The organism is Georgenia sp. Z1344 (assembly GCF_049856295.1).
GTDB lineage: Bacteria > Actinomycetota > Actinomycetes > Actinomycetales > Actinomycetaceae > JB111.
The window spans coordinates 93,064-106,182 of sequence record NZ_JBNDMZ010000005.1; the positions used below are offsets into that span (position 1 = coordinate 93,064).

Annotated in this window: 11 protein-coding genes; 4 read left to right on the forward strand and 7 right to left on the reverse strand. The window is 66.8% G+C overall.

Features of this window, described 5'->3' with window-relative positions; translation table 11 throughout:
- Positions 1–25: 25 nt before the first annotated feature.
- Positions 26–1,216 carry a GDSL-type esterase/lipase family protein gene (locus ACPYO6_RS06725; RefSeq protein ID WP_425714125.1) on the reverse strand — a complete coding sequence of 397 codons (1,191 nt, stop codon included), beginning with the start codon at positions 1,214–1,216 and terminating at the stop codon, positions 26–28.
- Between the two features lie 124 nt (positions 1,217–1,340).
- On the opposite strand from ACPYO6_RS06725, the gene ACPYO6_RS06730 reads away from it, so the two are divergent.
- Both ACPYO6_RS06730 and ACPYO6_RS06735 read left to right on the forward strand, forming a co-directional pair.
- A complete protein-coding gene (locus tag ACPYO6_RS06730) occupies positions 1,341–2,474 on the forward strand; it encodes an aminotransferase class V-fold PLP-dependent enzyme (RefSeq protein ID WP_425714126.1) in 1,134 nt (377 codons plus the stop codon).
- 318 nt (positions 2,475–2,792) lie between these two features.
- Positions 2,793–3,515, forward strand: coding sequence for a transglycosylase family protein (locus ACPYO6_RS06735; protein ID WP_425714127.1), 723 nt, complete (start codon positions 2,793–2,795; stop codon positions 3,513–3,515).
- A gap of 363 nt (positions 3,516–3,878) precedes the next feature.
- On the opposite strand, the gene ACPYO6_RS06740 is transcribed toward ACPYO6_RS06735, so the two are convergent.
- The 3 genes from ACPYO6_RS06740 to ACPYO6_RS06750 are packed head-to-tail and all read right to left on the reverse strand — an operon-like array spanning position 3,879 to position 7,888.
- On the reverse strand, positions 3,879–6,473 hold the full coding sequence (locus ACPYO6_RS06740; protein WP_424796234.1) for an AAA family ATPase: 2,595 nt from the start codon (positions 6,471–6,473) through the stop codon (positions 3,879–3,881).
- On the reverse strand, positions 6,470–6,673 hold the full coding sequence (locus ACPYO6_RS06745; RefSeq protein ID WP_424796235.1) for a hypothetical protein: 204 nt from the start codon (positions 6,671–6,673) through the stop codon (positions 6,470–6,472). Before ACPYO6_RS06745 ends, ACPYO6_RS06740 begins: the two co-directional genes overlap by 4 nt.
- A gap of 54 nt (positions 6,674–6,727) precedes the next feature.
- Positions 6,728–7,888 carry a DNA cytosine methyltransferase gene (locus ACPYO6_RS06750; RefSeq protein WP_425714128.1) on the reverse strand — a complete coding sequence of 387 codons (1,161 nt, stop codon included), beginning with the start codon at positions 7,886–7,888 and terminating at the stop codon, positions 6,728–6,730.
- A 151-nt stretch (positions 7,889–8,039) separates the two neighbouring features.
- Here ACPYO6_RS06750 and ACPYO6_RS06755 point away from each other — a divergent pair, with 151 nt between their 5' ends.
- Positions 8,040–9,218 carry a hypothetical protein gene (locus ACPYO6_RS06755; RefSeq protein WP_424796237.1) on the forward strand — a complete coding sequence of 393 codons (1,179 nt, stop codon included), beginning with the start codon at positions 8,040–8,042 and terminating at the stop codon, positions 9,216–9,218.
- On the opposite strand, the gene ACPYO6_RS06760 is transcribed toward ACPYO6_RS06755, so the two are convergent.
- Positions 9,208–9,636, reverse strand: a complete 429-nt coding sequence (locus tag ACPYO6_RS06760; RefSeq protein WP_424796238.1) for a very short patch repair endonuclease — start codon at positions 9,634–9,636, stop codon at positions 9,208–9,210. The genes ACPYO6_RS06755 and ACPYO6_RS06760 overlap by 11 nt on opposite strands.
- Before the next feature lie 180 nt (positions 9,637–9,816).
- Between ACPYO6_RS06760 and ACPYO6_RS06765 the strand changes: the two genes are divergently transcribed.
- Positions 9,817–11,016 (forward strand): tyrosine-type recombinase/integrase, encoded by a 1,200-nt coding sequence (locus ACPYO6_RS06765; RefSeq protein WP_425714129.1) that lies wholly within the window; start codon positions 9,817–9,819, stop codon positions 11,014–11,016.
- A gap of 30 nt (positions 11,017–11,046) precedes the next feature.
- Here ACPYO6_RS06765 and ACPYO6_RS06770 read toward each other — a convergent pair whose 3' ends face one another.
- On the reverse strand, positions 11,047–11,895 hold the full coding sequence (locus ACPYO6_RS06770; protein ID WP_424796240.1) for a hypothetical protein: 849 nt from the start codon (positions 11,893–11,895) through the stop codon (positions 11,047–11,049).
- A complete protein-coding gene (locus tag ACPYO6_RS06775; RefSeq protein ID WP_424796241.1) occupies positions 11,892–13,112 on the reverse strand; it encodes a toll/interleukin-1 receptor domain-containing protein in 1,221 nt (406 codons plus the stop codon). Before ACPYO6_RS06775 ends, ACPYO6_RS06770 begins: the two co-directional genes overlap by 4 nt.
- Positions 13,113–13,119 lie beyond the last annotated feature (7 nt).

Consider the following 13,119-nt stretch of genomic DNA (forward strand, 5'->3'; position numbering starts at 1 on the left):
GGCGTCGACGGACGATACCGCCGGATCAGGGCCTTTGGTGCGAGTCCGGGGTGGAAGTCCTCCCCGGCGAGGATCCTGCGAACGGTCCGCCGGGGCCGAATGCACGGTTCGCGAACCGGGAACCCATGAGCTCGTGAGTCGCGGTGTCCGGGTGCAGGGCGTCCGGCATCGGGTGCGCGACCGCGTCCGACTCGCCGTAGAGGTCCCGGCCGTCGAGGAGGTGCAGGTGTGGATCGTCCCTGCGCGCGACGACGTCGGCGAGCACCTCGCGCACGACCTCCAGCGTGAGTCGGCCGAGCTCGACGTCGCCCTCGGTCCCCGTCGCGGCGAAGCGCACCTGCCCACGCGCCAGGGCCTCGGTGTCGAACGCGCCGGGCCCGGGCGTGCGTTCGTGGATCGCGCAGAAGATCGGGGAGACGACGAGGAGCGGGGTGTCGGGGTGCCCGTCGCGCAGAGTGTCGAGGAACCCGTGGACCGCCGGGACGAGCGTCCGCACGCGCATGGCGTCGGCGTTGACCACGTTGATGCCGAGCTTGACGCTGAGGAGGTCGGCGGGCGTGTCCCGCATGAGCCGGGCGAGGCCCGGATCGACGAACGCGTTGCCGCCGAGTCCGAGGTTGCGCAGGTCGACGCCTCCGAGCCGCGCCGCCCGCGAGGCCCAGGTCCCCGCCGGCGTCGCCGCGTTGGACCCCTGGCTGATCGAGCTGCCGTGGTGCAGCCACCGCCGGCCCGTCCGCGGGGCCGCCGCCACCGGTGCGTCCGAGCGCAGCTCGACGAGCTCGACCGTCTCGTTGTGCGGCAGCCACAGCTCGAGGCGCTTCTCCCCCGCCGCCAGGCCCCCGAACCGCGCGACGTGCGCCGGCCCGGCCACGAGCTCGGTCTCCCCGGTGGTCAGGTCCGTCACGAACGCGTCACCCCCGGTCAGCTCGTCCGTGGCGAGGAGCTCGGACCCGACGACGAGGTCGACGGCCCCGCGCGGGCGCACGATGCCCCGGTAGGCGAGGTGCGTCGGGTGCAGGACGAGCTCGAGAGACGTCGCGGCCGTGTCCACGACGATCCGCGCGCCGGCCGGCTGCGCCTCCATCGCCGCCATCCGCGGGTCGGGCACCTGCTCGCAGACCCAGGCCGGCAGCCGGTGGGGGCGCAGGCCGCGGGCCGTCGTCTCCAGGCGGTCGATCCCGACCACCAGGTCGGGGGTGACCGGAGTGCTGATCATGTGCGTCCTCTCGTCCGTCCGCGCCGGCCGGCGCGGCGCGGCGCGGCACCCACCACCGTACGGACGCCGGCCCGGATGCCGTACGGACGATCGCCCCGCCGCGTATGCGTGGCACAGTGTCCGCGTGAGCCTTCCGCACGACGACGTCGACCCCGACGGCCTCCTCGAGTACTCGGTCGTCTTCACGGACCGCGCCCTCAACCACATGTCCGCGCGCTTCGTCTCGGTCATGCAGGAGCTGATCGACATCCTGGCCGAGACGTACGCGGCGCACAGCGTGGCGATCGTGCCCGGCGGCGGCACGTACGCGATGGAGTCCGTCGCCCGCCAGCTCGTCACGGGCCGTCGCGCCTTGGTCATCCGCAACGGGCTCTTCTCCTACCGGTGGTCGCAGATCCTCGAGCGGGGCGCCATCGCGGACGAGGTCACCGTGTGCGCAGCACGCCCGACGACGACGGGGCACCGGTCGGTGTGGACCCCCGCGCCCGTGGCGGAGGTCGTCGAGGCGATCCGCACGGGCCGCCCCGACGTCGTGCTCGCCCCCCACGTGGAGACGGCGGCGGGCATGGTGCTGCCCGACGACTACCTGCGGGCCGTCGCCGAGGCTGTCCACGAGGTGGGCGGCCTGTTCGTCCTCGACTGCGTGGCCTCCGGGGCCCTGTGGGTGGACATGGCAGACATCGGCGTGGACGTCCTGCTCACCGCGCCGCAGAAGGGGTGGAGCGGGTCGCCGGGCGCCGGGTACGTCATGCTCGGCGAGGCGGCCCGGGAGGCCGTCCTCGCGACCGAGTCGACCAGCTTCGCGGCAGACCTGAAGAAGTGGCTCTCGATCGCCGACGAGTACCGCGAGGGCCGCGCGCCCTACCACGCGACGATGCCCACCGACACGCTGGCCCACAACCTCGAGCTCATGCGCGAGACGGTCGGGCGCGGGCTGGAGACCTTGCGCACGTCGCAGTTCGAGCTCGGCACCCGGGTCCGGGAGCTGCTCGCCTCCCGAGGCCTGCCGCCGGTGGCCGACGGAGAGTTCGCGGCGCCGAGCGTCGTCGTCGTGCACACCGACGACCCGGCGGTGCGCACGGGCGCGGCGTTCAAGCAGGTCGGCCTGCAGGTCGCCGCCGGCGTCCCCCTGCAGTGCGGCGAGGGCGAGGACTTCTCCACCGTCCGGATGGGGCTGTTCGGGCTCGACAAGCTGGGCGACGTCGATGCCGCGGTCGGCCGCCTCGAGGCCGCTCTCGACGCGATCGACCCGCGCTGAGACTCGACGACGGTGTGGCCGACGCCACGGCCCACAACGCCGAGGCACGGTAGACAGCACGCCCACCTTCTCCTTAGCGTGGCGGGCGCGATGCGTTCAGGTCACGGATCGGCAACGCCGGACCGACCGCCAGGCCAGTCGTCGACTGGAATGGCGTGACCTGGGCAGTCACGTGTGTCACGGTTCCGCAACGCGGAGCCGGGGTGACGTCGTGCACGTCCCACGGGCGTCCGCCAGCCTCAGTCGCTGCCGGGCGGGCGCCCTCCTGACAGTCGATCAGCAGGTGGCAGCCTGACGTGAGGCACCCAGGAAGAGATCATGCGAACTCGAAAGACCACGACCGCAATCCGCAGCCTCGCCGTCGCCGGCGTCCTCGCCGCAGGAGGCGTCATGGGCGCCTCGGCCGCGAGCGCTGCCCCCACCTCCGTCTGGGACGACCTCGCGCAGTGCGAGTCCGGTGGCAACTGGTCGATCAACACCGGCAACGGCTACTACGGCGGGCTCCAGTTCCACCCGCAGACCTGGGCCGCCTTCGGTGGCACCGGCAACCCGGCCGACGCCTCGCGCGCCGAGCAGATCCGCGTGGCCGAGAACGTGCTCGCCGTCCAGGGCTGGGGCGCATGGCCCGCCTGCTCGGCCCAGCTCGGCCTCTCCGGCAACTCCGTGCCGGGCGGCGGCGAGGCCGCGCCCGAGCCGGCTCCCGAGGAGCAGGCGCCGGCACCCGAGACCGTCCCGCAGGAGCAGGCTCCCCAGGAGCAGGCCCCGCAGCAGCCCGCGCCCGAGCCGGAGGCCGCCCCGCAGGAGCAGGCTCCCCAGGAGCAGGCGCCCGCACCGCAGGCCGCTCCGCAGGAGCAGGCCCCGGCGCCGACCGTCCAGGGCTCCGGCGAGGAGTACGTCGTGGCCGAGGGCGACACCCTCAGCACGATCGCCGAGGCCCACGGCATCGCGTCGTGGGAGGACATCTACGCCCTCAACGCCGACACGGTCGCGGACCCCGACCTCATCTTCGTGGGCCAGGCCCTCGAGCTCCCGGCCGCCTGAGGCGACCGGCACCAGCCGCTCCCCTGACGGGGACCTGCACGGCAGGCACCACGGACCGCCGGTCCACCGCGAGGTGGGCCGGCGGTCCGTCGTCGTGGGACGAGGATGGGTGGGGAGCAGAAAGGGCCGCCTCCCGCGTTTCCGCAGGACGGCGGCCCTTCAGCTGTTGTCGGGCTGACAGGATTTGAACCTGCGACCCCTTGACCCCCAGGTGCCAGGATCAGCGCTCGTAGCCCACCTGACCTGGGGTTTTGCTTTTCAGGGGCACGCTCTGCGCATCACATTTTGCAGAGTTTGCGGGCTGTTGGTCACCTCATTGGTCCACCTCGCCAGGTGCCGGAAAGGTCCGCCCGACGGCGGTGCCTATGCTGCTTGAGCCACTGCCGACGACGAGGTACTGACGCCGTGTCGTCGTTTGATGTCTCTGAGCATGTCGTAGCACGTCTTCAAGTCGGCGGGCTGAGGAGGGTCAGTGTCGTGATCGGAGTCGTTGAGGATTCGCGCGAGGGTCTGCCATTGACCGGGCTCGTTCGGTGCCTTGCAGCGTGCTACCACCAAGGGACGCAGATCACGCAGGTTTTTCCCCTCGTAGTCAGCCAATGAAGCTTGGGTGTCATCGTCGGATTGCCGCGCCGCGATGAGTATGTGTTTTGCCAAGCGCTCCGTGGCGATTCGTAGACTGTTTCCGGCCGAGCGGCGATTCTCGTGGAGTGGCGAACTCATCTGTCCTTGCGCGTTCAACATGAGTCGTTCGAAGTCGTCCCCCGTACGGAGCACAGTGGTACCTTGCCGTGGGTCGATGAGCGTAGCCGAATACTCGCCAGTGCCCAGATGCTGGTAGAGGGACTGAAGGGTTCTCGCGAGTTCCGCATCATGGGTCGTGACTACGAGTTGCACCCCGCTCGAAAGCAGCTCCGAGGTCACCTTGTCCGCGAACGTGTATCTGTGTTCCCGATCGCTTCCGGGCACCGGATCGTCAAGGAAGATCATCGCGCTCCCAAGCTGACGGCACCGGGCGAGGAATGTCGCCAGCCCGAGCGCGTTCAGCTGGCTGTTGCTCAAGACCGCCAATGCGTTACGCACCACGCCCGACGCATCAGCTTCAGGAACCAGCGAAGCCGTCAGATCCAGGTAGCGGCTGCCAGCCCCGCGTCGAGCCAAGCGATCAAAAGCAGTTAGCTCGTCGGGCCGCATCAATGACCACCACTTACGAATCTCGGCGGCCATGAGTTCTAGCTTCTGGTCAACGACCTCTTTAGCTGCGCTCGTGATCTTTCGCTGCGCGCTCTTCAGCCGACTCGTCGCTGCATCCCTGAGGCGCTGGCGTTCGAGCGCTTCCAGCAGCGCATCCTCAGCTCGGGCGAGCTCAAGCAGTTCGGTCCATCCGGTCGTGTTGCTCCTTGCGGCGAGCACGGGCTCCAGCACGCTGATGACAGGTTCCACATCGGCCGCTGCCTGTGACAAGAGAGACTTGTGAGTGGTCAACGCTTGTCGAAGCTCTTCCTCGGCACTCATTAGAGCCTCGAAATCCGCCCTGGTTGTTGCGGTGTTTCTGCTCACCTGCTCTCGGATGTGCTCGATCGCCGCCAGAGAGTCGTCGACATGTCCCTGAACCGTTTGTGCGCTGGCTTTCAGGGTTTGCGCAAGCTGCGCGACGGCGACGAAGGAGTCTGTTTCTCCTAAAAGTTCAGCGACAGCAGACTCGTGGGCCGCCCGACCGTCAGCTGTCCATCCGGCAGCTGCCGGAATGCTCGCGCTTGCCCAGCTCCCAGCGGCTTCGAGCTCATTCGAAAGCTGCGTGATCGCAGCACGAAGTTTGGTACTCGCGCCAGTCAGGCCCTCTTGATCTGCCAGCTGGTGCCGGATCACTTCTACCCTCTCGGCAGTCAGTGATGCAGGCGTCTGGCAGACCGGGCAGTCTACTGGACCATCGCCCGGATGTTGAGGAAGACCGTCAACGCCAAGAACCGCATGGAATAGCGGCAGAACCTTTGCTACTGAGGCGTCCACTCTCGACACGGCGTCGTTATAGCTATCAAGTTCCGCGGCAAATGATTGCTCGGTCGCTGATGAGCGACCGCCAGGCGTCGGCGACTGTGCATCGAAAAGTCGCATGCGTTGTGAAGGCATAGCAGCGGTCGACGGGCGGAGTTGGGTGAGTGGTAGCAGTGTGTTCGTGCGCGCAGTGAGCTCGTTCGTCACTCGTGCAACTGCGGTCGACAGCTCGCGTGCGGGCTGCGGCTCATTCTCGGCAGGAGGTACGAGAGTGTTTAGCGCAGAGACGAGCGACGTGGAGAGCTGAGCCGCGGTCCACGGTGAGGTGGACGCCACAAGCGGGCCGATTTGAGGATGTGAACGCAGACCCTCCAGCCTTGCTACCAAAAGTTCCCTAGGCTGCGCCTCTCGTTCACTGATCAGAGCTGCGAGTTCTGAGCGCAGCAGATCGAGGTCCGCGACCTCAAGCACCGCCTTGAAATAGTCGCTCCGCTCGCCCGGCTTCGCCGAAACGGCGTATCTCAGGGCATGTTCAAGTAGAACGGGAGCCGCAAGCGGTGGGTCGGACAGCTGCATTCCGGCTTCGGTAACTGAGCCGATGTCAATCCCATCCAACGACAGGACGCTGACGCAGTCGGCCGCCCCCTGGTAGTCGTCGATCAACTGGCGGCGGAGGATCTTGCGGCTGCCATCCTGGAGACATATCTCAGCCTCGATGTATACCTCAGCAGATGCCGGAAGATGAGCGTTGCGTAGGGCGCCCTCGAACTCGCCTGGGCTTCCACCACCGAGTTGACGTCGGGATGTGCTGCCGGTGTAAAGGAATTCGAAGGCCTCAGCGAGACTCGTCTTCCCTTGGCTGTTGTCGGCGTGGATCACCGTGATCGGGGTGTTCAACTCAACTCGTTGTGGCTGCGGTCCGTAGGAGCGAAAGCCACAGATCTCGATGTAGCTGATCCTCATCGAGGCGTCTCACCTCGGCTTGCAATCACTTCGGTGTCCGCCTCCGCGGTACGCCCCTCCCAAGCTTCGGTGATCCGCTGCAGGGAAGTGCGTGCTGCCTCGACTGTCTCCGCATCGAACGCTTCAGCGACAGCGCGGGCGTCGTTGCCGTCACCCAGCCGGGCGATCAGCTCTGGAAGATTGGGAACCAGGGCGCTCACCGCGATGCTCCTCCTTGCGTCACCGGGCCAAGAAATAGACGTTCAGCAGACGGCTCAGCCGAACGCGGCTATTCGAGCTGTGCCTTCTCGCCCTAGATAACCGAGCTGATCCATGAGCGCGCGAACTACGGATTTGCCAAGTTCGAGCGGGACGGCGTTGCCGAGCTGGCGTTGAACGTCGACTCGAGTGCCGTCGATCTTGAAGTCGTCCGGGAAGGACATCAGGCGCAGCATTTCGTTGACGCGGAGGCGTCGTGCTCGTTCTTCGCCAGAGGCTGTGCGGATGTTCTCCCAGTGGAACGGGCCGACCCACGGTCCGGGCTGCGCCTGGAGCGTGGTGGATGGCCGGTTGGGGTCGAGGCGGAGCAGGAAGGTCCAGTAGCGACTGCGCCATTCGAAGTGGTTGCGGCCGCCGTAGCGTTCGGTGTGCCAAAGGTAGTTCTGACCGGGCGGGATTTCCGCGGCAAGTTCTCCGTAGTTGCCATCGACGATCTCGTCCTCGGCCGCACGGACCAGTCGGGGCAGTCCGGCGAACGCCTGGGAGGAGGTGACGTGGGGGATCTTGTTCGCGTCGACGGTGCGGGTGTGCTCGCTCCAGCCGGAGTGGGTGGGCTCGGGGAACTCGAACTTCTCCCCGTCGCGGCGTCCGACGACGAACACGCGACGGCGCAGCTGAGGGACGCCGTAATCGGCGGCGAGCAGCACTTTCCACTGCGGGTTGTAGCCGAGCTCGCCGAGTCCCTTGAGGAGCCGATCGAACTGCGCCTTGTGGGTCTTGTACGTCAGGCCTTGCACGTTCTCCAGGATGAACGCCTCGGGGCGGGACTCGCGGACAACACGGACATACTCGTCCAGCAGCGAGGCGTTCGGGTCGCGGCTCTCGCGCTTCTGCTCCAGCCAGAACCCCGACTTGCTGAACGGAGTGCACGGCGGGCCGCCGACGACCAGCACAGGCTCTTTGGCCCGCAGCCCTGCGGTGGCGAGGATCTGCTCGGTGGAGACCTGTTGGATGTCGCCGGTGAGGGTCGCGGCACCGTCGAAGTTCGCCTTCAACGTCTGCAACGCGGGCTCGTTGTAGTCCGTCGCGACCGACACACGAAGGAGGCCGCTGCCGGGGTCGCCGGCATCGAGGGGCTCGGCGTCGGCACGTTCGACGGCGAGGTCGAGTCCTCCTGCTCCGGAGAACAGGCTCACCACCGGGAGTTGCTCGCCCATCGGCCACCTCTTTCTATACGTGCACGCACGGCCCGGCCTCTGCGGGCAGTGCGTGTCTGACCAGTATCGTCGAGACGAGTCTGCCAACAGCCACCGACATGCCCAACGTGACCAAGGACATCGGTGGACAACGCAATCCGGAAGGGGTCCTGTGGAGGAAGAGCCGCTCGCCGGGCGAGCCTTCGGCGAGGTCTACCGTGTCCAGGGACGCAGCGACCTGCACGCGTTCCTCCTCGACGCCGTGCGTGCCTCCGGCGGCCGCGTGCTGTACGCGAGCGACCCGCACCGCGCGCCGGTCTACCTCGGGGTGCAGCTGAGCTCCGACGAGCGGATCGGGATGCTCGTCTACCCCTTCCGCGTCACCCGAAACTCGATCAAGAACCGCCCTGACGACGAGGTCCGCGGCCAGCTCCGCTACGGCGCTGAGGAGTCCTGGAAGAGAGAGCACCCCCTTGGACGCGACGTCGCCGGCGTGGACGTGACGATGATCCTCGGCGTCGACCTCGCCGACGGCGTCATCCTCGGCCTGGACGCCAACCTCTGGGACCCGCTGCCAATGGGCATCTCCTTCTACGCCAAAGACGCCGAGATCATGCAGGCCAAAGCATCCGGGTGGCACGTCTGGGAGAAGATCAACCGCACCGGCACCAAACGCTCGGAGCCCCGCTCACCCACGAATCTGGAGACGGTCGTCGCGTTCACTCCCGACCGCCTCATCGACTACGCGCGTCTCGAACGACGAGCGACCTCCCTGCGTCTGGACCCGCCGCTGCGGTACTCGGCTGCCGTAGCGCTTGCCGATGAGACGGCGGTCGATGAGCTGCCGCGCCGGCACGTGCTGGAGGAGCAGTTCGCGCTCACCAGCGAGCAGATCCTCGACATCATCGGCGGACGCAACCGGCTCTCTGTCGCCGTGCGCGGCGGGGTCGCCGAGTACCACCTGGAACACCTGCTCGAGAGCTCGCCCGACATCTCCGCGGTCGAGCGGCTCGACGTGGACGCGATGCACGACTTCAACGTGATCCTCGCGGACGGAAGGCTGATGAGGGTCGAGTGCAAGAACGCGAGCCCCAAGACCTCCGCCAGCGGCAGCTTCAAGGTCGAGGTGCAGAAGACCCGCGCCTCCAAGGGCGATCCCGCGTCGCGCTTCTACCCCGTCGACGGGTTCGACGTCGTCGCCGCCTGCCTCTTCTCGCCGACCGGACGGTGGGAGTTCCGTTACGGGCTCACCTCACGCATGTCGCGGCACAAGGATTTTCCCGACAGGCTCGCGCCGATCCAGACGATCACCGACGACTGGGCTGAGAGCCTGTCCGCTCTCAGTGAGTGACCTCTCGTCGATCGCGCACGACATCCACGATGCTCGCGGCGATAGAGGTGGGGGCTTCGTGTTCCCAGAACCGCAGAACCCTCCAACCGCGCCCCTCAAGCAACGCGGTGGTCTCGATGTCGCGGAGCCGGTTCCGGCCGATCTTGCCCTCCCAGTAGTCGCGGTTCGTCGACGGCATCTTGAAGTGCTCGGGACAGCCGTGCCAGTAGCAGCCATCGATGAGCACGGCGACACGGGCGCGAGTGAACAACAGATCTGCCGTCCTGCGCAGGTCGCGCTCCGGTCGCGCGTTGACCCGGTATCGCAGTCCCGTGGCGTGCACCAGGCGGCGCACCGCCAGCTCCGCCTGCGTGTCCCGGCTTCGGTTGCCCTGCATGGTCTTCCGAGCGGCAGCACTGGAAGCCCACGGCGTGTACATGCTTCGAGGTTACGGACTCGTCGTGAATGGTTCACTCCGTCGGGGCCGATTACGACGCCCCGGGGAAGGACGAGTCGCTCGGTCGCCGCCAGATGAGGAGGCCGCTAAAGTTGAAGGCCGTGTCTCCGCAACCAGTCGCCAGTAGCCAGCGTCGGACGAGGTCGGGCAAGGGTTGGCCACTTGGGTAGGCCGCGCACGCCGATCGGCACGTTCGGGAAGATCCGAGTCTTTCGCGTGGCGTCGGGCCGGGTCACGGCCAGCACGCGCTATCGCGACTGGGACGGTGCGTCTCGGCAGGTGTCAGCCACAGCAGACACGAAGGCCGCAGCGGAGCGCGCGCTGAAGTCGAAACTGTCACAGCGGTCACTGTTCCAGCCCGGCGCCGCCGACATCACGCCGGACAGCGGCTTCCCGGCTTTGGTGGACTACTGGCTTGAGGACATGGAGCTGGAAGACCGTCTGTCGTTGACGACTCAGCAGCTCTACGAGCGGAACATGCGGACTCTGGTGCTGCCCGCTTTCGAGCACCTGACATTGCGCGAGGTAGGCGTGGCCCGCTGCGACCGGTTTCTAAAGAGCCTTGCCCGCGAAAGTCCCAGCAAGCGAAACAGGGCGCGCGTTGCGCTCCGCCTCGCACTGGGCCTTACCGTGCGGCACGAGATCCTCCCGCGCAACCCGATGGATCATGTTGGAAGGCTCCACCGCGAGCGCATCCCACCATCGGCGCTGACTCCGGCAGAGGTTGATGCTGTGCGTGCTGCGGTGCGCTACTGGGAGACGGGTCTGAACGAGACCGGGCCTCGACCGGACGGACAACTCGGGGCAGTCATCGAGGTGATGCTCGGCACCTCCGCTCGCATCGGGGAAGTCCTGGCGTTGCGGCGGCGCGACATCGACCTGACTTCGGCGCCGGCCACGGTGAGGATCGCTGGGACAGTCGTCAGCCAGCGTGGGGTGGCGACCAGTCGTCAAGATCACCCGAAGACGGCGCGCTCCCGCCGTGTGGTCGCCCTGCCGTCCTTCGCGGCCGAGGCGCTTCGGACTCGCCTGGCGCATCGCTGTCGTATGAATGAGGACGATCTCGTGTTCTCCAGCCGGAACGGCACACCTCTGACGACCAACAACGTGCGTCGGCAGCTTCGTCATGTCCTCGATCTGGCCGGCATCGAGGGTGTGACGTCGCACATGTTCCGCCGTACGGCGGCCACTGCGATCAATGATCGCGCGAGTGTCGAGCTCGCGGCAGCGCTGCTTGGTCACACTGATCCGAGGACGACGCTGCGTCACTACATTCGTCGAAACGAGATGGTCGATCCGGTCACTGCCGTGCACTTGGACGAGGCATTCGCGAAGGACATACAACGGCGCCAGGGAACCTGACCCGGTGCGCTCAGGGGATGCTCTTGCTACTCACGTCGAGCCGTCAGCTGAGTTCGCCGCCGCTGAGAGAAGGCGCACGGTCGCGCGCGCGATGTCGGCTGGCCTGTGGCTGATTGTGAGGAGCCGCGAGAGCTCTTCGTCAAGGTGAGGGCCGGAGGCGGCACTGGCGTACGCGTCATGCAGCGCATCCAGCGCGACTGCGACCTGTGCGTCCTGAGCATGAGCCGGGTACGCGCCGGGTGCCCAGCCATCGAAAGACTGCGGATATAGACGCTGCGCGACTGCCGCTGCTGCGCCACCGTACCCTCCGGCGACGAGGAGCAGGCGTCCGGACTGAATCGTCAGACGGGCCTCTTCGATCACGCCCGGTTCCGCGCCGACGTAGCCCGCGAGGCGCCCCCCAACAATCAGACGGGCTGTCGTTTCGCTCGCGACATGCTCGCGCATCGCGGTCAACGCGTTGCCGGCGTCTTGGGTCCAAGAGCCGTCCAGGGCACGCGAGATCGGCACCGTCTTACGCGACTCGGAAACCAACGTCAGTCTGCCGATGTCACCGAGATTCCTGTCTGCCGCGATCAGCTCGTCTGCCGTGAGCTTCCGGTACTCAGATTCGGCGAGCGTGATCTCAAGCGCGGATCTTCCGCTGCTGAAACGTTGGGCCTCTTCGATCAGGATCTCGGTGTAGCCACCGGGATTGAGGTGACCGCCGTATACGACGGTTCCTCCCGCGAGCATGATCGCTCTGCCTACTTCGGCGACGACCAGTCGGCAGTGTTGCTCAGTGAGACCAAGACGTGAGAGATCGGCGCTCTCAGAGACTGACAAGGTGACTTTCTGGCCCGAGAGAGCGTCTCGCGAGATGAGGGTGGGTTCGCTCATTTCTTGAGTGCTCCACCGCGCGCAGCGAACGTCCGGGGCGTCAAGATGTCGACGTCGACGTCGTAGCCTGCCACCGCGCACAACTGCAGCAGCACCTCTCGTTCCGCGGGCCCGAGGGGCGGATCGGGGTGAATGACCCAGAGGTGCTTGTCATCTGGCTGCGTCTCTTGATGTGAAGCGAGCCAGGGGGCGAGTGTGGTCGGCTCAGGCGATTGCGCAGGAAGCCAATCGAACCCGTCCTCCGAGAGATAGGACGTCTGCGCTTGCCAAAGAGTGTTCTTGAGCGTCTCGTCGACGAGCCTGTTGAGGGCAAGAGCAACCCCGGGAGCGGGATCGGCGAGGTCACAGACTACCGAGGGGACGTGGTCCATCAGGAAGGAGCCCCGCTCCTCCCCGGCAGTGAGCGCGTACATGCAGACGACCGGCATGCCGCTGTGCTTTGCGGCGTGGACCTCACGTTGGGTCCATTCTCGTGCGGCGTACACGTCGGTGCGGATCATCAGCAGCGCGCTGCTGCCAGCGGCGTCCTCAAGCGTCCTCTCCCAGTCGCCACCAGGTTGGATGTCTTGCGCGTCGAAGAACGCCGACAGGTGAGACTGCTGGATGTGGTCACGTACACGCTCGAACATCGCGGGGCCGGAACGCGAAGCTTCCTCGGAAGAACGGTGTTTCGTGTGACTCACGAACACCGTCAGCCGTGCGGGGAGGTTCGCCTCCTGCTGGATCTGCTGGGTGATCGCCTGCGCCAGCTCGCGCCCGAACAAGCCGCTATCCGTGTTCACGTCAGCTGGCAGGGTCTGGATGCCGCCGAGGATCTGATTGACGATGCTGGTACCCCATTGCAGGCCTTCCGCCACGACAGGGTAGACGCCTACGCCATCCCTCAGGTTCAGTTCGACAATCTCGCGAAGATACTTGTTCCATGGATTGACCGCCTCGGCCGCTGCACGGAGCAAATTCGTGTCGATGATCGGCACGATCGCGTTGAACTGTGCGGCCGGGAGTCCCTCGCCGAGCGGCGTCGCAATGCCCAAGGGCCGTGGCGGAGCTCCGTCCTCCCAGGGATCGCTGCGCGCATACACCTCGACGGCACCGCCAGCCAGGCCCGAGAATGCCGGGCTATGGAAGTGCTCATGGAGTTCCGCGAATCGCTCGGCGCCGATCGCGTCGTCGGGGTGCCAGACGACGAACACGTCGAGGATCGGCGGGATCGGCACGCGCTCT

What these genes read in the sequence shown, in the direction of transcription:
- ACPYO6_RS06725 (WP_425714125.1), bottom strand. Translation starts at nt 1,216, where the DNA reads ATGATCAGCACTCCGGTCACCCCCGACCTGGTGGTCGGGATCGACCGC.
- ACPYO6_RS06735 (WP_425714127.1), top strand. Translation starts at nt 2,793, where the DNA reads ATGCGAACTCGAAAGACCACGACCGCAATCCGCAGCCTCGCCGTCGCC.
- ACPYO6_RS06740 (WP_424796234.1), bottom strand. Translation starts at nt 6,473, where the DNA reads ATGAGGATCAGCTACATCGAGATCTGTGGCTTTCGCTCCTACGGACCG.
- ACPYO6_RS06750 (WP_425714128.1), bottom strand. Translation starts at nt 7,888, where the DNA reads ATGGGCGAGCAACTCCCGGTGGTGAGCCTGTTCTCCGGAGCAGGAGGA.
- ACPYO6_RS06760 (WP_424796238.1), bottom strand. Translation starts at nt 9,636, where the DNA reads ATGTACACGCCGTGGGCTTCCAGTGCTGCCGCTCGGAAGACCATGCAG.
- ACPYO6_RS06770 (WP_424796240.1), bottom strand. Translation starts at nt 11,895, where the DNA reads ATGAGCGAACCCACCCTCATCTCGCGAGACGCTCTCTCGGGCCAGAAA.